Annotated in this window: 15 protein-coding genes; 3 read left to right on the forward strand and 12 right to left on the reverse strand. The window is 60.7% G+C overall.

Annotated features, from left to right (window positions below):
• Positions 1 to 8: 8 nt before the first annotated feature.
• The 12 genes from KGA85_RS00355 to glnE all read right to left on the reverse strand — a co-directional run bounded on the left by KGA85_RS00355 (position 9) and on the right by glnE (position 14,518).
• Entirely contained in the window at positions 9 to 905 is an 897-nt protein-coding gene (locus KGA85_RS00355; RefSeq protein ID WP_223542820.1) for an antimicrobial resistance protein Mig-14, read from the reverse strand.
• Entirely contained in the window at positions 905 to 2,035 is a 1,131-nt protein-coding gene (locus tag KGA85_RS00360) for a glycosyltransferase (RefSeq protein ID WP_223461475.1), read from the reverse strand. Before KGA85_RS00360 ends, KGA85_RS00355 begins: the two co-directional genes overlap by 1 nt.
• Positions 2,019 to 3,776 (reverse strand): carbamoyltransferase, encoded by a 1,758-nt coding sequence (locus KGA85_RS00365; RefSeq protein WP_223461474.1) that lies wholly within the window; start codon positions 3,774 to 3,776, stop codon positions 2,019 to 2,021. The genes KGA85_RS00360 and KGA85_RS00365 overlap by 17 nt, the downstream gene beginning before the upstream one ends.
• Before the next feature lie 166 nt (positions 3,777 to 3,942).
• Positions 3,943 to 4,278 carry a YceK/YidQ family lipoprotein gene (locus tag KGA85_RS00370; RefSeq protein WP_223461472.1) on the reverse strand — a complete coding sequence of 112 codons (336 nt, stop codon included), beginning with the start codon at positions 4,276 to 4,278 and terminating at the stop codon, positions 3,943 to 3,945.
• A gap of 146 nt (positions 4,279 to 4,424) precedes the next feature.
• Positions 4,425 to 5,876: a lipopolysaccharide kinase InaA family protein gene (locus KGA85_RS00375; RefSeq protein WP_223461470.1), complete on the reverse strand. Its 1,452-nt coding sequence runs from the start codon at positions 5,874 to 5,876 to the stop codon at positions 4,425 to 4,427.
• Positions 5,876 to 6,628 (reverse strand): lipopolysaccharide kinase InaA family protein, encoded by a 753-nt coding sequence (locus KGA85_RS00380; protein ID WP_223461469.1) that lies wholly within the window; start codon positions 6,626 to 6,628, stop codon positions 5,876 to 5,878. The genes KGA85_RS00375 and KGA85_RS00380 overlap by 1 nt, the downstream gene beginning before the upstream one ends.
• Positions 6,625 to 7,359 (reverse strand): lipopolysaccharide kinase InaA family protein, encoded by a 735-nt coding sequence (locus KGA85_RS00385; RefSeq protein WP_223461468.1) that lies wholly within the window; start codon positions 7,357 to 7,359, stop codon positions 6,625 to 6,627. Before KGA85_RS00385 ends, KGA85_RS00380 begins: the two co-directional genes overlap by 4 nt.
• A complete protein-coding gene (gene rfaP / locus KGA85_RS00390; protein WP_223461466.1) occupies positions 7,359 to 8,165 on the reverse strand; it encodes a lipopolysaccharide core heptose(I) kinase RfaP in 807 nt (268 codons plus the stop codon). The genes KGA85_RS00385 and rfaP overlap by 1 nt, the downstream gene beginning before the upstream one ends.
• Entirely contained in the window at positions 8,166 to 9,287 is a 1,122-nt protein-coding gene (locus KGA85_RS00395; RefSeq protein ID WP_223461465.1) for a glycosyltransferase family 4 protein, read from the reverse strand. It lies immediately after the preceding gene.
• The gene (gene waaC / locus KGA85_RS00400) at positions 9,287 to 10,348 is read right to left on the reverse strand and encodes a lipopolysaccharide heptosyltransferase I (RefSeq protein ID WP_223542821.1); all 1,062 of its coding nucleotides are present in this window, start codon (positions 10,346 to 10,348) and stop codon (positions 9,287 to 9,289) included. The genes KGA85_RS00395 and waaC overlap by 1 nt, the downstream gene beginning before the upstream one ends.
• A gap of 1 nt (position 10,349) precedes the next feature.
• Positions 10,350 to 11,384 carry a lipopolysaccharide heptosyltransferase II gene (gene waaF, locus KGA85_RS00405; RefSeq protein WP_223542822.1) on the reverse strand — a complete coding sequence of 345 codons (1,035 nt, stop codon included), beginning with the start codon at positions 11,382 to 11,384 and terminating at the stop codon, positions 10,350 to 10,352.
• A gap of 194 nt (positions 11,385 to 11,578) precedes the next feature.
• Entirely contained in the window at positions 11,579 to 14,518 is a 2,940-nt protein-coding gene (glnE, locus tag KGA85_RS00410; RefSeq protein ID WP_223542823.1) for a bifunctional [glutamate--ammonia ligase]-adenylyl-L-tyrosine phosphorylase/[glutamate--ammonia-ligase] adenylyltransferase, read from the reverse strand.
• Positions 14,519 to 14,901: 383 nt separating this feature from the next.
• Here glnE and aceE point away from each other — a divergent pair, with 383 nt between their 5' ends.
• From aceE to KGA85_RS00425, 3 genes are all read left to right on the forward strand, one after another.
• On the forward strand, positions 14,902 to 17,547 hold the full coding sequence (aceE, locus tag KGA85_RS00415) for a pyruvate dehydrogenase (acetyl-transferring), homodimeric type (protein ID WP_223461459.1): 2,646 nt from the start codon (positions 14,902 to 14,904) through the stop codon (positions 17,545 to 17,547).
• Between the two features lie 11 nt (positions 17,548 to 17,558).
• Positions 17,559 to 19,511, forward strand: coding sequence for a dihydrolipoyllysine-residue acetyltransferase (aceF, locus tag KGA85_RS00420; protein WP_223461457.1), 1,953 nt, complete (start codon positions 17,559 to 17,561; stop codon positions 19,509 to 19,511).
• Positions 19,512 to 19,783: 272 nt separating this feature from the next.
• A complete protein-coding gene (locus KGA85_RS00425) occupies positions 19,784 to 21,178 on the forward strand; it encodes an alkaline phosphatase D family protein (protein WP_223461455.1) in 1,395 nt (464 codons plus the stop codon).
• Positions 21,179 to 21,320 lie beyond the last annotated feature (142 nt).

Genomic DNA, 21,320 nt, shown 5'->3' on the forward strand with positions numbered 1-21,320 from the left:
GGCTTGGCTCATACGGTGAAGACCGGCACGGGGTTGCACCAGCGATCCTTGTATTCACGGTCGGCGCGACCGAAGGAAAAGCGCAACGGTTTGTCTTGCGCCCGGGCATGCTCCCAGGCGCTTTGCGTATTGAGGAAACTCAGCACGCTGCCGGGGCTGAACTCACGGGTTTGCGGATCGACCCCGCCGTTGATGTACTCGACGCTGATCCATTGCGGGGTTTCGACTCGGTATACCAGCTGAATCGCAATCGGCGCATCGTTGAGGAAAATCACCGAACCGATCAGCAACTCGCGCAGCAACTCGACGACCTCGGCCATGCGTTCGGCACCCGTCGCCGGGAAACCCCAGCGGCGCTGGAACAGGTCGCAGTAAATCGCCGCCAGATCGAAGCTGGAAAATTCGGACACCGGCCGCACCACGCCACCGGCCTCTTCCAGCAAGCGCAATTCGCGGCGCTGGTTATAGCGAAATTTTTTCGACAGTTCTTCGGGTGTGCGGGCCATGGCCAGTTGTTCGGTCTGCAACTTGATGCCAGTGAAACGGCCTTCGTTCAGCGCCGACAGGTACCGCGCGCGATGGCGCAAAGGCGCCTGGGTATCGGCAGCGGCCGGCAGGATGATTTCGGCGTTGCCCAGATCGAACAGACCTTTCTTGCCACGACGCTTGAGCACGTCCTTGGACAAGGCCAGGTCGCGGCCCCAGGTCGGGATCGCCGCCTTGACCTCTTCACCCTGTACCCAAGCCAGGTAACGCACCGGAATGTCGGCCAGTTGCGCCAGCCGCTCGACCACCACGGGATGAGTCGCGACACTGCCGCCATAACGCTGCCAGGTTTCGGCGTAAGTCGAGGCGTCGACTACCGCCCAGCCACGCTCGCGCCAGCCTTGAAATCGGTTGAGCATCAGCCCCTCGGTGCCAGTTCGGTAACGTGCGGCAAGTGCCAGAAAGCATCGCGCACTGCGCGATCGGAGAAGCGTTCGCGCAAGCGCTCGAGCATCAACTCGGCACACTGCCGGCGTTGCTGATCATCCATGCCGGCCAGATGTTGCAGCCCCTGGGCCAGACGCTCGGCATCGCCCAACGGGAACAGGATGCCCACGCTTTCGACCACCTCTTTCGCTCCGCCGCAGGCCGTGGCGAGCAAGGGTACGCCAGCGGCCATGGCCTCCAGCAGCACCATGCCGAACGGTTCGTGATCGGAACTCAGGGCGAACACATCGAAGGCCCGGAAGTAGTTGCGCGCATCCGGCACCTGACCGAGGAACAGAACCCGGTCACCGATACCCAGCTCCCGGGCCTGAGCCTTGAGGTTCTCCTCCAGACGCCCCTTACCGAGAATCACCAGCTGGCTGTTGGCCGGCAACCCCGGCAACGCCTCGGCGAAACCCTGCAGCAACGTAGCCTGGTCTTTGTCCGGATGCAGCCGTCCGACGTTGCCGACGATCCAGGCATCCGCCGCCAGCCCGAGGGTTTCCCGGGCCTCGCGAGCCGACACCTGGGTCGCCTGCAAGGCGTCCACATCGATGCGGTTGTACAAGGTCTGAATTCGCGAAGCCGGCCACTTCGGCAGGCATTGGCGCATGTCGTCGCGCACCGCGTCGGACACACCGAGCAGGCTCAGACGCCTGCGAAAGATATGCGCGAACAGTTTACGGCTGCCACGTTTGTAATCGTCAAAAGCGTGATGCACGCCAATCACCGGCAACGACGTACCGAGCAAGGCGATATAGATCGGCTTGAAGCGGTGAGCGATGCAGAAACTGAAGTTGCGCGACGCGGCGATCTTGCGCAGATCGCCGATGGCTCCCAGCTTCAAGCCGCGAATGGCCTTGGAGCTGTACTCCATGAACAGCACTTCATCGGAAGCGCAGCCCGCGGCGACTTCGGCATCGGCAACCCCGGTGAGAAACACCGTGGTCACTCGATAACCGGTCCCCGCGAACAGGCTGGCGTACTGCCGTGCGCAGTCCAGGAACGGCCCGTCATAGCCGTGGCAGAACTGCAGCACATGACGTTCAGCCGAACGTGTCATAGGCGTTCGCGCCCTCTTTGACCACCAGGATGTCTTCCATGATCAGATACTGTAGATCCGAACCGAAGAACATGTTCAGGGCGTCGGTCGGCGAGCAGATCATCGGCTCGCCGCGACGGTTGAGCGAGGTGTTGAGCGACACGCCGTTGCCGGTGAGCACTTCCAGCGCTTTCATCATGTCGTAGTAGCGCGGGTTGTATTCGCGCTTGAGCACCTGGGCACGGGAGGTGCCGTCTTCATGGACGACTTCCGGCACGCGGGTTTTCCATTCTTCCGCCACTTCGAAGGTGAAGGTCATGAATGGAGCCGGGTGATCGATCTTGATCATCTGCGGCGCCACGGTGTCGAGCATCGACGGGCAGAAAGGCCTCCAGCGCTCGCGGAACTTGATCTGGTGGTTGATCCGGTCAGCCACGCCCGCAATGCTCGGGCAACCGATGATCGAGCGACCACCCAGTGCACGCGGACCGAACTCCATGCGGCCCTGGAACCAGGCCACCGGGTTGCCGTCGACCATGATCTTGGCGATCTGCTCCGGCATGTTGTCGAGCTTGCGCCAGGTTGGCTTGTTCTCGTGACGGGCGCACGCAGCGATAACATCTTCGTTGCTGTACGACGGGCCGAGGTAGACGTGTTCCATCTTCTCGACTGGTACGCCACGGGCATGGGAAACATAGGCTGCCGCGCCGACCGCGGTGCCGGCATCGCCGGACGCCGGCTGTACGAACAGCTCTTTGACGTCGTCGCGGGCGATGATCTTCTGGTTCAGCTTGACGTTCAACGCACAGCCACCGGCGTAGGCCAGTTTGCCGGTTTCCTTGAGCACGTCACCCAGGTAGTAGTCGATCATCTGCAGCGCAATTTTTTCGAACAGCGCTTGAATGCTCGCGGCGTAGTGGATGTAAGGCTCGTCGGCGATGTCGCCTTCGCGCTTGGGACCCAGCCACTCGATCAGCTTCGGCGAGAAGTAATAACCCTTGCCCTTCTCTTTGTAGCGACGCAGGCCGATGACGTTGGCGTAGTCGGTGTTGATTACCAGCTCGCCGTTTTCGAACGAAGCCAGGCGCGAGAAATCGTATTTGCTGGCGTCGCCGTACGGCGCCATGCCCATGACCTTGAACTCACCGTCGAGCATATCGAAACCGAGGAACTCGGTAATCGCGCCGTACAGGCCGCCGAGGGAGTCCGGATCGAAGAATTCCTTGATCTTGTGGATCTTGCCGTTTTCGCCATAACCGAAGAAGGTCGTGGCGTACTCGCCCTTGCCGTCAATGCCCAGGATCGCGGTTTTCTCTTTGAAACCGGAGCAGTGATAAGCGCTGGAGGCGTGGGCCAGGTGGTGTTCGACCGGCTCGATCTTGATCTTCTTCGGATCAAAACCCAGTTGCTCCAGGCACCAGACGATCTTGTTGCGATAGCGCTTGTAGCGACGATTGCCCATCAGGATCGCGTCGAGTGCACGGTCCGGGGCGTACCAGTAACGCTTGGCGTACTGCCAGCGGGCCTTGCCGAACAGGCTGATCGGTGCGAATGGGATCGCTACCACGTCGACATCGGACGGCTTGATACCGGCCTGTTCCAGGCAGAATTTTGCCGATTCGTAGGGCATGCGGTTCTTTGCATGTTTATCGCGTACGAAGCGTTCCTCTTCAGCCGCCGCGACCAGCTTGCCGTCGATGTACAGGGCTGCGGAAGGATCATGGCTAAGGGCGCCGGACAGGCCAAGAATCGTCAATGCCACAGGGGTCTAGCCTCTTTAGTCTGCATGCAGGCGCAAGCGCCTCAAAAATTAATGTGCCCTCGCAATGGGCGAGAGACAGCTAAAGGGCGGGATTATAGCGTAAAAGCAGCGGCAAGCCTCTAGCCGCAAGCGGCCAGCAACTGCGGGGGCGACGTTGAGATTACTTTTAACCACGCGAAGGCCGCCAGTAGACAAGGATATTGCCGTCCACGCTTTGCCGGTAAATCGTGTACGGCAAGACAACGGTGTCCAGCGCGCCAGACACGGCCAAGTCCAGCAATACGAGTGGTACAAGGAAACCCGTAGGGTCTGGCGGCGCATTTAATACACAGAAGTCGTAAGCGAGGCCGCTGTAGACCCGGGGAATGGACTGGCAATAGGTCTTTTGCCGGCGCAGCCCCTGCGCGGCTTCGGCTTCATCCTGCAGGACGGTGGCGGCGGTCCCGCAGCCCATTAGCGACACTGATAAAACACCCGCTGAAACTGCCATTTTGATCGTCACAGCCTGACCTCCGAGAACGTCAGGCAAACTAGCATCGGGGCGATTTCGGCCACAGTTCATGATTTCCCAAGATCGCGTAGGACGGATCACAAGAACCTGTCGCCCTTCTCGGCTGGCAGTTCCGACGAAAGGACCGGAGGTCCGATTCAGCCGGCGCTGGAGATGTCTTTGGGCAAACGCTGATCGATGACCTGATAAAGGGCGCTACCTTCAGGCCAATTGCGCATGAACCGCGCGCGATCCCTGGCATACGCCGGGGCGAAACTGCCGAGGGAGCCGTGCTGGCACATCGAATCGAGGTCGATCAACGCCCAGCGATCCTGCTGCCAGAACAGGTTATGTCCCTTGAAGTCGCCGTGGCTGATGCGTAAGCGAATCAACTCGGAGAACAGGTGATCCAGCGCCACCAGCTCGGCTTCCGGTGCATCGCCACGTTCAACATAGGGCGCAAAACGCTCGATGATGTCCGGCCCCGGCAGATACTCGGTGATCAGGTAAGCCCGACTGCGCAGCCACAGAAAACGCTTTTCCAGCAACGCCAGCGGCTTGGGCGTGGCAATCCCGAAGAACGCCAGGCGATTGCCTTCGCGCCACGAATGCCAGGCTCGGCTCGGGCGCCAGAAACGCTTGAGCCAGTGGGCAAAACCCTTGATGTTGTAGCGCTTGATCACCAGCGTGCGGCCATCGACCTCGACCTTGCCGACGCTCGCCGCACCGCCGGTCTTGTACAGATGCCCCTGGTCAAGCAAGTCATCGGCCTGCTCCAGCACCGGTAGCATGGCCGCTTCTTCCTCGCGGCGAATCGCCTGCAAGCCGAACGCCCCGCGCTGGACGCTGAACAGCGTGCACTCGCGGCCGACCTTGATCAGGAAGTCTTTGAGGCGCCAGCTGCGGACCTTGTCGATCTGCTTCTGCAGCGCCTCCATGGGCAAGGCGTGTTCGCCGTTGCTCAGCAGGTAATACACCAGCAACTCTTCAATGAAGGGCTCAATCGACTTCGGCAACTGGGCGAAGAACACCCCGAGGTTCTCCAGGACCTTCTGCCGTGACAGCGGCTGCCCCGGCGTTTCGGAGCAAATCCCGGCGCCGTCGATCAAGTACAGACGACCACGCTGACGCAGCAGGTTGTCCAGGTGCAGGTCTTCCTGCCACAGTCCTTTGCGGTGCATTTGACCGATGGCACCTAACGCCTCGGCCAGCACCGCTCCTTGCCCATCGGACAGCACGGGCTGCTGCTCAACCTGCTTCCAGGTATCACCCAGGCTTTCGGCGCCTTCCAGAAACTCGAACAGCAGCCAACCACCCTCACCCTCTTTCAGGCCATCGGCCAACAGCTGCGGCGTGGTCAATCCTTGAGCGGCAAGCAAACGCACGCCGTCCAGCTCACGCTGGAAGTGCCGCGCAGCCTTGCTGCCGACCAGCAACTTGGCCAACACCGGTCGGCCACGCCAGACACCGGCACCGACATAACGCTGCCCCGGCAATACCCGCAAAAGGCTCAGCAGTTGTAACTCGGCGGGGCCGGCGGCATCAGCCAGCGAAACGCTCAGCGGCAACGCCGGGTTGCGGCCGGCGGACTTCAACTCGGATAAACGCATCAGCGTGGTCCCTTTTGGCTGCGCCGCGTCGTCAAACGCCCCAGCCAGCTGTCGATCAACGAGCTGTCCTGTGGTTGATCCAGATAGGCGGCCAGCAATTGCCGCAGTTGCGACTCTCCCCACTCGGGCGCGCGGCGCGCCAGCGGTTCCAAGTCCTTGATTCGGTCACGCTGCCCGTACAGCAGTGGTCGGGTCTTTTCCAGATCGATCAATTGAGCCTGATAGCCGTTGCCGGTGGCGCGCATGAAAATATGCTTGGGATAGAAGCATCCGTGCACCTGGCGTGCAGCGTGCAGTTGCCTGGCCAATTCGCCACTGGCCTTGAGGATTTCCGAGTGCTGCTCAGGGCTCAGTTCATCCCAGCGCTGTAACAGCGATTCGAGGTCGTCCCAACCATCCAGGGCGCGGGTCAACAGGATCGCCCGGACTTCACCATCGACCTTGCGCTCCCCGTAGAACACCGCTTCCAGCGCCGGAATCCCCATCTTCCGGTAACGGGAGATGTTGCGAAACTCGCGAGCGAAACTCGGTTCGCCGAACGGTGCGCGCAAGGTGCGGGTCAGGTAGTTGCTTTGACGCTTGAGATAGAAACCCTGACCTTCCAGATCCAGCCGAAACACGCTGCTCCAGCCGCCGCGACCGGTGTTTGGCTCGTCCACCGCATCGAGCTGTTTGGCCCAGAGCGCCTCGAACGTGCCGAGGCCATGGCGCTCCAGCAGCGCACGGTCTTCAGCGGCCAGAAAATCAGTCATTCGCGCCCCTCGAAAAATCTCACCACGTGCCGGATGCGTTTCTTGTCCGCAGCATTGAGCCGGGGCCGGTTGCGGTATTGCAGGTAAAAGCGCAGGCGCTGGGTCGCCGACAGTTGATACTTGGCGACCTTGTCCAGGCACGCCAGATCCTTGGTGATGCGGTACTTGAGCCAGAAACCGCGCCAGAAATCGCCGTTGGGGCAATCGATCAAAAACACTCGAGCCTCATCGTCGATCAGCAGGTTGCGCCACTTCAAATCATTATGGGTGAAGCGGTGGTCGTGCATGGTCCGGGTGTATTCGGCCAGCTGACGACTGACGGTATCGACCCAGGCGCGATCCGACAGTTTCGGGTCGCGACGCTCGGCCAGTGCCGACAAGTCTTCGGTACGAGGCAGCTCCCGGGTAATCATCGCGCCGCGAGCGTAGGCCACACCGCGTCGTTCCAGCCCCCAGGCCACCACTTCGGCAGTGGGGATGCCCCACTTGGCGAAGCGCTTGAGGTTCTGCCATTCCATCTTCACCCGAGGCTTGCCCAGGTAACGCCGCAAGCCTTTGCCAGCGCCCACATACCGTTTGACGTAATAGTTGACGCCATTGCGCTCGACACGGATGACCTCCGAGAGCAGGTCACTGGTCAAGCGCTCGCCTTGCAGCGCAAACACAGCCTCGAGGCTGCCAAAGTCATCGGCCAGGTCGCTGTAGGCCGGTTCCAGTTTCCAACCCGACATCAGAGCGCATCCCCGTATCGTTGTTTACGCTCATAGAGCTTGTTGGCCTTGCCGTCGAGCCATGCCAGCAAAGACGCCTGTTCAATCAGGATCTGACGCAGCGGCTGCTGGAAATAGCCTTTGAGGAAACGCAGCTTGTCGCGGCGGGTCAGGCCGATGTCCAGCGCGGAAAAGTACAGTGCGGCCAGGTCCTTGTTACGCCAGCGCGAGGTGATCGCCGGGCGGGTCTGGGCGCGGTGCAGGTCGATCACCGAAAGCTTGAAGTCGTCGGCGGTCACCGGCTTGTCGGTGTGCAGCAGGAAATGGCAGATGTAGCAGTCGCGGTGGTTGACCCCGGCGCGGTGCATCATGCCGGTCATGCGTGCGACTTCGGCGATCAGCGCGCGCTTGAGTTTTGGCTCGGGCGGCTGCTTGATCCAGTTGATACTGAAGTCTTCGAGGCTGACCGTGGGCGCCAGCTCCTCGGTGACGATGAACGAGTGCTGGTCGGCCGGGTTGCTGCCCTTCTCGCCATACGCGACGGCAGTCATGGTCGGCACGCCGGCTTCCTGCAGGCGCTGAATGGCCTGCCACTCCTGACCGGCACCCAGTACAGGAAGCTTGGCAGTGAGCAGGTTCTTGAAGATTTCGCCCCAGCCGATGCCACGGTGGATTTTCACGAAAAACCCGTTGCCGTCGACTTCCGTGCGTAATGTCCGGCGCGCTTCCAGCTCGCGGTACACCTCGCCCTTGAGCCCCTCGACTTCGGCGAACGGGTCGCGTCCGGCCCAGAGGCTCTTGAACGGTTCAGCCAGCATCAACTTCATTTAAGCGTGCTCCGCCAGAATCACATCGGCCGCGTGCTGCGGCATGCTGTAGAGGTCGGCTGTTTCGGCGAAGGCCAGACCATTGCGGCTCCAGGCCGCCCTTGCTTGAGTGTCGTTCAACATGCCGGTCAGGTATTGCGTCAGCTGTGCCTGATCGAACGGTTCGTCCAGCACCAGGCCCGCGTCGGCCTCGGCAATGTAATGGGCGTAACCGCACACTGCGCTCACCAGCACTGGCAAGCCGGCCACCAGCGCTTCGAGCAAAACCGTGCCGGTGTTTTCGTTGTACGCCGGGTGAATCAACAGATCGGCGCCCAGCAGGAAGCGCGGGATATCGCTACGCCCCTTGAGGAACGTGACGTTATCGCCAAGCCCCAGTGTCGCGCTCTGCATCTGGAATAATTTGGGGTCGTCCTGACCGATTACAAACAGGCGAGTGCGCTTCTTCAGATCAGCGGGCAATGCCGCCAATGCCTTGAGGCTGCGGTCCACACCTTTGGTCTTGAACCCGGAGCCGATCTGCACCAACAGCAGTTCGTCGTCCTTGAGGTCGAATTCCGCGCGGAACCCTGCGCGAATTTCATCGGCATCGACCGGTCGGCGACGGTCCTGGGCGATGCCCGGTGGCAGCAGGTGGAAGCGTTCCAGCGGCGTGTTGTAATGCTTGATGAACAGCGGTTGCTGGACCTCGGAAATCATCAACACTTCGGTCTTGGCGTCCTTGGCGAACACCGCCCGCTCGTATTCGGCGAAGTGGCGATAACGGCCCCAACGGCGATACAGCGAATTGCGCAAGTTCTGCGCCTTGTCTTCGAAACAGCCGTCGGCGGCGTAGTAGACGTCCAGGCCCGGCATCTTGTTGAAGCCGATCAGGCGGTCGACCGGACGCTTGGCCAGGTCCGCTTCCATCCACTCGCTGAGCTTCTCGTTGCGGCGATGGTTGAAGAACGCCTTGACCGGCGCCACCAGCACTTCGAAACCCGGCGGTACGTCGCCCTCCCAGATCAGCGTGTAGACGCGAATCTGATGGCCGCGCTTCTGGCACTCCAGGGCGATTCGCATGAAATCGCGCTGCAAGCCGCCAAACGGAAAATATTTGTACAGGACAAATGCCAATTGCATCAGCGCAGCTCCTCAGCCATTAACAACGTGCTCAGTCGGCTCGCGACACGCTCGGGATTCAGACGCGTGAAGCACAACGGCCACTCGCGTTTCAGGTCAAACTGACGGCCATCTTCGGCCGTCGGTTGGTAAGTGCATTTCTTTTGCAGGCACGGTGCACAAGGGAAGTCGCTGGCCATGTGAATCTGCACTTTGCCATAGGCGCCGGTCAGGCCCGGGTTGGTCGGGCCGAACAGCGACAGCGTCGGCACATCCAGCGCGGCGGCCAGATGGCCCAGGCCGGTGTCCACCGCCACGCAGGCTTGCGCGCCCGCCAGCACCTTGCCGACACCGGCCAGGTTCAATTTGGGCAACACTTCGGCGTGTTTGAAACCGGCAGCGATGCGCTCGGCCCGGGCTTTCTCCAGGGCATTACCCCAAGGCAGCTTCACCCCTACACCCAGGTAGCCGACCCGTTCGGTCAGCTCGCGCCAGTAGGCTTCGGGCCAGTGCTTGGTGTCCCATGTGGTGCCATGCAGAAACACCACGTACGGGTTCTTGCGCGGCAATTCCACCAGGCGCTCGATATTCAGTCCGTAATCGCCCAGGCCGTTGGGCAAGTCATAGCCCAACGCGATGGCGAACAACTGACGCACTCGCTCCACCGCGTGCTGCCCGCGGGCAACGGCCAGACGTCGATCGTAAAAGCGCGCAGCGATGGGCTCGCGCGCCGAGTTTTTATCAAGGCCGGCCACCGGGGCCTTGACGTAACGGGTCAGCCAGGCGCTTTTCAGCAAGCCCTGGGCGTCGATCACCAAGTCATATTTGGTGGCGCGAACGCTTTGCTTGAAGCGCTTCCACTCACCGCTCTTGATGGTCTGCCAGATGTTTTTGCGCCAGCGACGGATCGCCACCGGAATCACCTTGCCCACTGCCGGATGCCAGGTCGGGATCTCGGCAAAGCCTTCTTCCACCACCCAGTCGAATTTGATGCCGGGAATCGCCCGCGCCGCGTCGGTCAACGCCGGCAACGCGTGAATGACGTCGCCCAGCGAAGAAGTCTTGATCAACAGAACCCGCAAGCTATTTGACCTCGACCACAGTGCCTTGCAACCGCTGCAAGGCTTCGTTCACGGCCTGCGGCATGAGCTGGCGCAGACAGTTGTAATGGCCGAAACGGCAGGTGCGATCGAAGCACGGGCTGCACTCGATGCCCAGGCGTACGATTTCCACGTGCTCGGCCAACGGTGGCGTGAAACCCGGCGACGTCGAGCCGTAGACCGCCACCAATGGGCGATTCAGGGCGGCGGCAACGTGCATCAGGCCGGAGTCGTTGGACACCACCGCGTCGGCGCAGGACATCAGGTCGATGGCTTCGGCCAGCGAGGTGCCGCCGCTGAGGTTGACCGATTCTTCACGCAGGCCCGGAATCAGCCGCGCGCGGATGTCTTCGCCCACGGCGTGATCGTTTTTCGAACCGAACAGCCAGACTTGCCAGCCTTCGCGGATCTTCGCTTCGGCCACTTTGGCGTAATGCTCGGACGGCCAGCGCTTGGACTCGCCGAACTCGGCGCCGGGGCACAAGGCCAACACCGGACGGTCGAGGGCCAGGCCGAACTTGGCCAGTGCCGCTTCACGGGTTACCGGGTCGATCTGCAGCGCCGGACGCGGATACGGCTTTGGCAATTCAACGCCCGACTCGTAAGCCAGGGCCATGAAGCGCTCGATCATCAGCGGGTAACGATCCTTGTCCAGCGTGCGTACGTCATTGAGCAGGCCGTAGCGGAACTCGCCACGCCAGCCGGTGCGTTTCGGGATGCCGGCAAAGAACGGCACCAGCGCCGACTTCAGGGAATTGGGCAACAGGATCGCCTGGTCGTACTGGCCAGCCAGGGATTTGCCGATGCGCCGACGCGTTGCCAGCTCCAGGACTCCGTGACCGAGCGGAAAGCTCAAGGCCTGGCGAACTTCGGGCATGCGCTCAAGAATCGGCCGGCTCCACTCGGGGGCCAGCACGTCGATTTCGCATTGCGGGTGGCGTTGTTTCAGACACTGGAAAAGTGTCTGCGCCATCACCATGTCACCGACCCAACTGGGCCCAACGATCAGAATTTTCATGTGGTTTCCATAAACGAACCGGGGAGGCCTACGCCTCCCCGCCTCGAGAATTCTACAAAACACCGCAGATCTACCGTGGGAGCGAGCCTGCTCGCGAAAGCGGCCTGACCGTCAGCATATATGCTGGATGTGACGACCTCATCGCGAGCAGGCTCGCTCCCACATTTGAATCTCTTCGCTCCAACCGGCGCGTTTCAGCTTAGCCCCAGCTCGCGCCAAATCCGCATGACCTGTCGCCGTTCGTCTGCGAACTGGTCGCCCGGTATCACCCCGGGGTCCTTCTGCAAAGCCTGCCGGTGGGCGGCGGAGCGATAGGCTTTATACGCTTCACGCAACAGGCTGGCATCCTCGACGGGCATCAGCCCTTCATGCTCCAGCTCTTCCAGAATGCGGATATTGTCCGTCCAGCGCAGCAATGGCGGGTGTGTTTCGGACCACGCCAGGGCCGCGTATTGCACCATAAATTCAATATCGACGATACCTCCGGCGTCCTGCTTGATATCGAACGGCGCTGTGGCTTCGAAGGCATTTGCCCCGGTGCCGGCCGCCGTGCTCTTGCTGCCGAGGTTATCGCGCATCTTGGCGCGCATCTCGCTGACCTCCTGGCGCAGGGTCGGCAGATCACGCGTCTTGCCCAATATCGCAGCGCGGACTTTCTCGAAGGCCTGGCCGACATCCTGACTGCCCACCAACACCCGCGCCCGCACCAGCGCCTGGTGTTCCCAGGTCCAGGCTTCGTTCTCCTGATAACGGGCAAACGCCCCCAGGGAGCTCACCAGCAAGCCCGACGCACCGGACGGCCGCAGTCGCATGTCCACTTCATACAGCTGCCCGGAGTTGGTCTGCGCCGTCAGCAAGTGAATGATCCGCTGCCCCAGCCGGGTGAAAAATTGCGCACCATCGATGGGTTTGACGCCATCGGTTTCAGCCTGCGGATCGCCGTCGTGGATGAACACCAGGTCCAGGTCCGAACCATGCCCGAGTTCCAGGCCGCCGACTTTCCCATAACCGACAATGATGAACCCGGGATCGCACAAAGTGCCATCGGTGCGCAGCGGCGTGCCGTACTTGGCCACGGTCTGGCGCCAGGCCAGTGCCAGCACTTGCTCCAGGATCGCTTCGGCGAGCCAGGTCAGGTAATCGCTGACCTTCATCAGCGGCAGGCTGCCGGCGATTTCCGAGGCAGCCACCCGCAAGCGGTGCGCCAGTTTGAAGTGGCGCAGGGCTTCCATTTGCTGTTCGAGGTCATCCTCGGGAATCCGTGTCAGGCGCTCGCGCAACTCTGCCGCCAGTTCTGGCGCCAGTGGCGGCTTGAACAGCCGGCCTTCGTTGAGCAATTCGTCGAGCAGCAGCGGGAAGCGGGTGATTTGCTCGGCGATCCACGGGCTCGCCGCGCACAGCGTCAGCAAGCGCCGCAACGCACTGGGGTTCTCGGTCAACAGCACCAGGTACGCGGAACGACGGGCCACGGCTTCGACCAGCGGCAGCACCCGTTCAAGTACCAGGTCCGGATTGTCATGTTCCACGGCCTGCGCCAGCAAACGCGGAATAAAAGCATCGAGACGTTCGCGACCCAGACGCTGCATCGCCCTCAATTGCGGGCTGCTGCGCAAGCCGGCCAGGGCTTTCAAGGCTTTGGGGGCATCCTTGAAACCACCCTCCTCCAGCTGGCGGCAAGCGACCTCATCGTCCTGGGCCTCTTCCCACAGCGGCAACCACTCACCGCCGACCACCACTTCGCTTTCGGCGCCCTCCTCTTCATCGGGATCGGCGATCACCTGCCCGAAGTGCCAGGCCACGCGGCCGCGCCAATACATCAGTTGTTCGTGGAACGCCGTCCAGTTAGCGAAACCCAGCATAAAGGCAATGCGCGCCTGATCCTGCTCGCCATCGGGCAACATTTGCGTCTGGCGATCGGCAATCGCCTGAATCGCGTGTTCGGTGTAACGCAGGAATTCGTAACCTTCACGCAGCTCGCTGATCACGGCCGGCGGCAGGTAACCCTGACCTTCCAGCGTGCTCAGCACCTTTAATAGTGGGCGCTGCTGCAAGCTCAAATCGCGGCCGCCGTGGATCAGCTGGAACGCCTGAGCAATGAACTCGACTTCGCGAATACCGCCGGAGCCGAGCTTGATATTGTCAGCCATGCCCTTGCGCCGCACTTCCTGCTGGATCAGCTGCTTCATGGTGCGCAGCGCTTCGATGGCCGAAAAGTCCAGGTAACGCCGGTAAACGAATGGCCGCAGCATGTCTTGCAGTTGCGCCCCGGCCACCTGATCGCCGGCCACCACGCGCGACTTGATCATCGCGTAGCGTTCCCAGTCGCGACCCTGGTCCTGGTAATACTGCTCCAGCGCGTTGAAACTCAGCACCAGTGCGCCCGCCGAACCGTAGGGACGCAAGCGCATGTCGACGCGGAATACAAAGCCGTCGACGGTCATCGGGTCCAGGGCCTTGATCAGCCGCTGACCCAGACGAATGAAGAACTCCTGGTTATCCAGCGGGCGTTTCACGCCGACGGTTTCGCCACCCTCGGGATAGGCGAAAATCAGGTCGATGTCCGACGACAGGTTCAACTCCACGGCACCGAGCTTGCCCATGCCGAGAATGACCATTTGCTGCGGCTCGCCGCTGCGCCGCCCGGTCGGCACGCCGAACTGCTGGCAATGCCGCACATACAACCATTGATAGGCCTGATCGATGCTGGCATCCGCCATGTCCGAAAGGTCGCGGCAGGTCTGGATCAAATCGGCCTGGCGGGTCAGGTCGCGCCAGATGATCCGCACTTGATGGCGTGCACGCTGGCGGCGCAAGGCGCGGCCAAGCAGATCGTCGGTCTCGGCCACGTTCGCGGCGGCCGCGATCTGCCCGCACAACTCACCGGGGGCGAAACGGCGGTCCAGTTCGCCGGACTGCACCAGCTCCAGCAACATCAAAGGGTCACGAACACACTGTTCAATCACGAAATCGCTGGCGGCGGTGACGCGGGCAAATTGCGCCCAGCGTTCTGGCGTCCAGGCAGACAGCCCGTGGGCATCGTCCAGAGCGGCGACGGCAGCCCGGAACGACTGCTCGGCGCGGGTGACAAACGGCAGGAGAATGGCGGGCAGTTCGGCAAGCGAAGGGAGGCTCATGGTCTATCCTTGATCGGCGTACAACGGACTGCATGTAGTGGTTTTCGAAAACCCACTACCTGAGGGAGTGTCGAACAAAAGTTAGAAATAGCTGAAATTTCTTTAATTTTGGCAGCCAGCATCAAGCCTTTACCTTTTGTAGTTGGAAAAAGACCAACCTTAACGATTATTCTCACAACGCAGCCGGGGGCCACAAGCCGCTCTCCTGTAGTTTTACTACTCGTATATACATTAGCCGGGCTGAAATGCCGGAAGATTTGTAGTAAAACTACACGCCGCCGGAACAACCTATCGGCAATCCAAGAATTTATATCGTCTGCCCACAAGGCCAGTCGCAAACTCAGGCAACCGATTCTGGAAGCCTTTCCGCCCTGGAGCAAGCCATGCAAGACCTCGATCCCGTCGAAACCCAGGAATGGCTGGACGCCCTGGAATCGGTTCTCGACAAAGAAGGCGAAGACCGTGCTCACTATCTGATGACCCGTATGGGTGAACTGGCGACCCGCAGCGGTTCGCAGTTGCCTTACGCCATCACCACGCCTTACCGCAACACCATCCCGGTAACCCACGAAGCACGCATGCCTGGCGACCTGTTCATGGAACGCCGCATTCGCTCGCTGGTACGCTGGAACGCGATGGCCATGGTAATGCGTACGAACCTGAAGGATTCTGACCTCGGCGGTCACATCTCCAGCTTCGCCTCCAGTGCGACCCTGTATGACATCGGCTTCAACTACTTCTTCCAGGCCCCGACCGAAGAACACGGCGGCGACCTGATCTACTTCCAGGGCCACACCTCGCCAGGCGTTTACGCCCGTGCATTCATGGAAGGCCGCATCACCGAAGACCAGATGAACAACTTCCGCCAGGAAGTCGACGGTCAGGGCCTGTCGTCCTACCCGCACCCTTGGCTGATGCCTGACTTCTGGCAGTTCCCGACCGTATCCATGGGTCTGGGCCCGATCCAGGCGATCTACCAGGCACGCTTCATGAAGTACTTGGAACACCGTGGTTTCATTCCTGCCGGCAAGCAGAAAGTCTGGTGCTTCCTGGGCGATGGCGAGTGCGACGAGCCGGAATCCCTGGGCGCGATCTCCCTGGCTGGCCGCGAGAAGCTGGACAACCTGATCTTCGTCATCAACTGCAACCTGCAGCGCCTCGACGGCCCGGTTCGTGGCAACGGCAAGATCATCCAGGAACTCGAAGGCGTGTTCCGCGGTGCTCAGTGGAACGTGACCAAAGTCATCTGGGGCCGTTTCTGGGACCCGCTGCTGGCCAAGGACACCCACGGCATCCTGCAACGTCGCATGGACGAAGTCATCGACGGCGAGTACCAGAACTACAAAGCCAAAGACGGCGCGTTCGTCCGCGAGCACTTCTTCAACACGCCTGAACTCAAGGCGATGGTCGAAGACCTGTCCGACGACGAGATCTGGAAGCTCAACCGTGGCGGCCACGACCCGTACAAGGTCTATGCGGCCTACCACGAAGCGGTCAACCACAAAGAACAACCAACCGTCATCCTGGCCAAGACCATCAAGGGTTATGGCACCGGCGCCGGCGAAGCGAAGAACACCGCGCACAACACCAAGAAGGTCGATGTCGACAGCCTGAAGTTGTTCCGCGATCGTTTCGACATCCCGGTCCAGGACGACGAACTGGAAAACCTGCCGTTCTTCAGACCGGAAGAAGGCAGCGCCGAAGCCCGTTACCTGAGCGAGCGCCGTACCGCACTGGGCGGTTTCGTGCCTCAGCGTCGCGCCAAGAGCTTCAACATCCCGACCCCGCCACTCGATACCCTCAAGGCGATCCTGGACGGCTCGGGCGACCGCGAAATCTCCACCACCATGGCCTTCGTGCGGATCCTCGCGCAACTGGTCAAGGACAAGGAAATCGGTCCGCGCATCGTGCCGATCATCCCGGACGAAGCCCGTACTTTCGGTATGGAAGGCATGTTCCGTCAGCTGGGCATCTACTCCTCCGTCGGCCAGCTCTACGAGCCAGTCGATAAAGACCAGGTGATGTTCTACAAGGAAGACCAGAAGGGCCAGATCCTCGAGGAAGGCATCAACGAAGCGGGCGCCATGAGCTCCTTCATCGCTGCCGGTACTTCGTACTCCAGCCACAACCAGCCGATGCTGCCGTTCTACATCTTCTACTCGATGTTCGGCTTCCAGCGTATCGGCGACCTGGCCTGGGCCGCTGGCGACAGCCGCACCCGTGGCTTCCTGATCGGCGGCACCGCCGGCCGTACCACCCTGAACGGTGAAGGCCTGCAACACGAAGACGGTCACAGCCACCTGCTGGCCGCGACCATCCCGAACTGCCGCACCTACGATCCAACCTACGGCTACGAGCTCGCGGTGATCATTCAGGACGGCATGAAGAAGATGACCGAAGAGCAACAGGACGTCTTCTACTACATCACTGTGATGAACGAGTCGTACCAGCAGCCAGCCATGCCGGCCGGTGCCGAGGAAGGCATCAAGAAAGGCATGTACCTGCTCGAAGAAGACAACCGCGAAGCGGCGCACCACGTTCAGCTGATGGGCTCTGGCACCATCCTGCGTGAAGTCCGTGAAGCGGCGAAAATCCTGCGTGAAGAGTTCAACGTCGGCGCCGACGTGTGGAGCGTTACCAGCTTCAACGAACTGCGTCGCGACGGCCTGGCCGTTGAGCGCACCAACCGTCTGCACCCTGGCCAGAAGCCTAAGCTGAGCTACGTCGAAGAGTGCCTGAACGGCCGTAAAGGTCCGGTCATCGCATCGACCGACTACATGAAACTGTTCGCCGAGCAGATCCGTCAGTGGGTACCGTCCAAGGAATTCAAAGTCCTGGGCACCGACGGTTTCGGCCGCAGCGACAGCCGCAAGAAACTGCGTCATTTCTTCGAAGTCGACCGTCATTTCGTGGTGTTGGCAGCCCTGGAAGCACTGGCTGACCGTGGTGACATCGAACCTAAGGTTGTGGCCGAAGCCATCGCCAAGTTCGGTATCAACCCGGAAAAACGCAACCCACTGGACTGCTGAGGAGAGATTCTGTGAGCGAACTCATTCGCGTACCTGACATCGGCAGCGGTGAAGGTGAAGTAATTGAACTGTTTGTGAAGGTCGGCGACCGTATCGAAGCCGACCAGAGCATCCTGACACTTGAGTCGGACAAGGCGAGCATGGAAGTGCCTGCGCCGAAGGCCGGTATCATCAAGAGCCTGAAAGTGAAGCTGGGCGATCGCCTGAAAGAAGGCGACGAACTGCTGGAGCTGGAAGTCGAAGGTGCCGCTGCTGCGGCCCCTGCGGCAGCCGCACCGGCGGCCAAGGCTGAAGCCAAACCGGCTGCTGCACCTGCCGCCGCCCCTGCTCCTGCTGCGCCGGCTGCCGCCAGCGTTCAGCAAGTGCACGTGCCGGACATTGGTTCGTCGGGCAAGGCCCAGATCATCGAGATCCAGGTCAAGGTCGGCGACACCGTCGCAGCTGATCAGTCGCTGATCACCCTGGAATCCGACAAGGCGAGCATGGAAATCCCGTCGCCTGCCGCTGGCGTGGTCAAGGCCATCAGCGTCAAGCTCAACGACGAAGTCGGCACCGGCGACCTGATCCTGGATCTGGAAGTGGCAGGTGCTGCTGCACCGGCTGCTGCTCCGGCCCAGGCTGCCGCTCCAGCTGCCGCCGCTGCGCCTGCTCCTGCAGCAGCTCCGGCTGCACCGGTTGCCGACAGCGTTCAGGACATCCACGTTCCGGACATCGGTTCGGCGGGCAAGGCCAAGATCATCGAAGTCCTGGTCAAGGCCGGCGACACCGTTGTGGCCGACCAGTCGCTGATCACCCTGGAATCCGACAAGGCGAGCATGGAAATTCCATCGCCTGCCGCTGGCGTGGTGGAAAGCGTTTCCATCAAGCTCGATGACGAAGTCGGTACCGGCGACCTGATCCTCAAGCTGAAAGTCAAAGGCGCCGCTCCGGCCGCTGCTCCGGCACCTGCCGCTGCTGCTCCGAGCGCACCTGCTCCAGCCGCTGCTGCTCCTGCCGCCGCTGCACCTGCTTCTGCCCCGGTCGCCGCACCAGCCAAGCCTGGCGCGAAAGTTCACGCCGGCCCTGCCGTGCGTCAACTGGCCCGCGAATTCGGCGTCGAGCTGAACGCAGTGGGTGCCAGCGGTCCGCACGGTCGCATCCTGAAAGAAGACGTGCAGGTTTACGTCAAGGCCATGATGCAGAAGGCCAAGGAAGCACCGGCCGCTGCTGCTGGCGCAACCGGTGGCGCGGGCATCCCGCCGATTCCGGTCGTGGACTTCAGCCGCTTCGGTGAAATCGAAGAAGTGCCGATGACCCGCCTGATGCAGGTCGGCGCCGCCAACCTGCACCGCAGCTGGCTGAACGTGCCGCACGTGACGCAATTCGACTCGGCGGATATCACCGAACTCGAAGCGTTCCGTGTTGCCCAGAAAGCCGTTGCAGAGAAGGCTGGCGTCAAGCTGACCATCCTGCCGTTGCTGCTCAAGACCTGCGCGCACCTGCTCAAGGAACTGCCGGACTTCAACAGCTCGCTGGCGCCAAGCGGCAAAGCGATCATCCGCAAGAAATACGTGAACATCGGCTTCGCCGTCGACACCCCGGATGGCCTGCTGGTACCGGTCATCAAGAACGTCGACCAGAAGAGTCTGCTGCAACTGGCCGCCGAGGCTGCTTCCCTGGCTGAAAAAGCCCGGACCAAGAAGCTCTCGTCGGACGAGATGCAAGGCGCCTGCTTCACCATTTCCAGCCTCGGCCACATTGGCGGCACCGGCTTCACGCCGATCGTCAACGCGCCGGAAGTGGCGATCCTCGGTGTTTCCAAGGCAACCATCCAGCCAGTCTGGGACGGCAAAGCCTTCCAGCCGAAACTGATGCTGCCGCTGTCGCTGTCCTACGATCACCGTGTGATCAACGGCGCCGCTGCTGCACGCTTCACCAAGCGTCTGAGCGATCTGCTGGGCGACATCCGCACCATGCTCCTGTAACACCGACCGGCCCTCCTTCACCGGAGGGCCGATCGCGTTCCACGTTTCCGAGCGCCACGCTCGTACCTCAACCCCGCCAATTTGGCGGGGCTTTTTTTGCCTGCACGAAACGCAGGCAATGTCCTACATGCCTGGTTTGATTGCCCCACACACCCCATCCCTTTTTGCCCGACATTTTCCCGCCTGCAAACACTTAGCCTTAACGCCCAAAACTACGCTGGCAACTTTTAAAGCCACTGGTTGATTAGTTCATTATTCGAATGGATTCGAACATGCTAAAACTCTCTGTCGGCCCAATAGTTGGGCACACTACAACTGATCACGCGCGTATCTTTGTGCGCGGCGAAGCGCAAAAAGATGCACCCGTATTTGCCGGCATCCGTTATCGGCAGTCCGGGCATGAACAATGGCTTAAAAGTATCTTTGTAAGGCTGACAAGCCTGCAGGACATGTCCGATGTCATTGTTCTCAATAACCTGGCGGCCGATACCGAATACGAATACCAGGCCGGCAGGTTCAGCACCACGAGTGCCGGGCACTCTGTGGATTCGCTGCAAGAACTGCCGCTGCAATGGCCGCAAGAACTCTATCGCTTGCGCACCCGATCCGGCACGATCGGAACGCCACGAGCCTATTTCGTTGGCTCATGTCGTTACTTGCGGATGACCGCCGGTATCCCGTCGGCGCCACATCTGGGTGACCGGATATTTGCCTCGATTACACAACTGGCACAGCAAGCCGACCCGCCGGTCAGCGCGATGTTGATGACTGGCGATCAGATCTATGTCGACGATTTGAATTTTTTCGCGCCTGACCGCGAATATCAGAAAATACTCGCAAAATACCGTGTAGCTTTCTCCCAGCCGCATATTTCCAGGTTAATGGCCAATGTATCGACTTACATGATCCTCGACGATCACGAAATTGAAGATAACTGGCCGACCAAGAAAAGATCAGGCGATGATGTTCTATATAAAAACGCCATCACTGCTTATGAGTTATATCAAGCCAGCCACAGCCCGGCATTTGAATTACTTGCCGATGGACGGATCAGCCGGCATCCAAAGCACTATTGGTATCAGTTCACCGATGGCGATATCGAATGGTTCGTCACCGATAGCCGTACCCAGCGTAATCTGTCCGCCGATGATCGACACATCCTTGATGTTGAGCAGGAATATGCCTTGTGCCAATGGCTGATCCACAGCCCCGCCCGGGTCAAGTTGGTGGTCACCAGCGTGATGCTCTATCCCGACGCCAAACACAACGGGGATGACGCCTGGGCCGGTTTTCCCGGGCAACGTCTGCGGTTGCTGGAGACCATTCGTTCGCACCGGCTGAAGAATGTCATTTTCGTTTCCGGTGACGTCCACGGCTCCTTGACCAGTCGACTGACCCACAGCGAAGACCCGGACTTTGAGGTGCACACCATCGTGTCGTCGCCATTGTGCAACATCAAACTGCTGCCCTATGCCAGTCAATCCAGCTTTATCCTCGACCGGCCGTTGGCACGCAACGCCGCAGGCGAATATCGACAGGAATTGACCGGCAAAGTCATCAGTCAGGATAACTTCGCGCACCTGGTCATCGATGCAGAACACATTCAGGTGAATTACCACGATCGGGATGGCAAGTTGCTGCAATCGACAGGCATTAATTTGCGCTGATGGCAAAAAATCACAGCCTTCGGGACGCCCCCCAAGGCTGCGATCTGATCAATAACAATACTTTCAGCCGGGAACTGCAGAAATCTTCGTGCCTGCCGACATATTCTTATAGCACTTGGCCTTCATCTCTCTTGTCAGTCGG

Source organism: Pseudomonas sp. GL-B-12 (assembly GCF_019955895.1).
Classification (GTDB): domain Bacteria; phylum Pseudomonadota; class Gammaproteobacteria; order Pseudomonadales; family Pseudomonadaceae; genus Aquipseudomonas.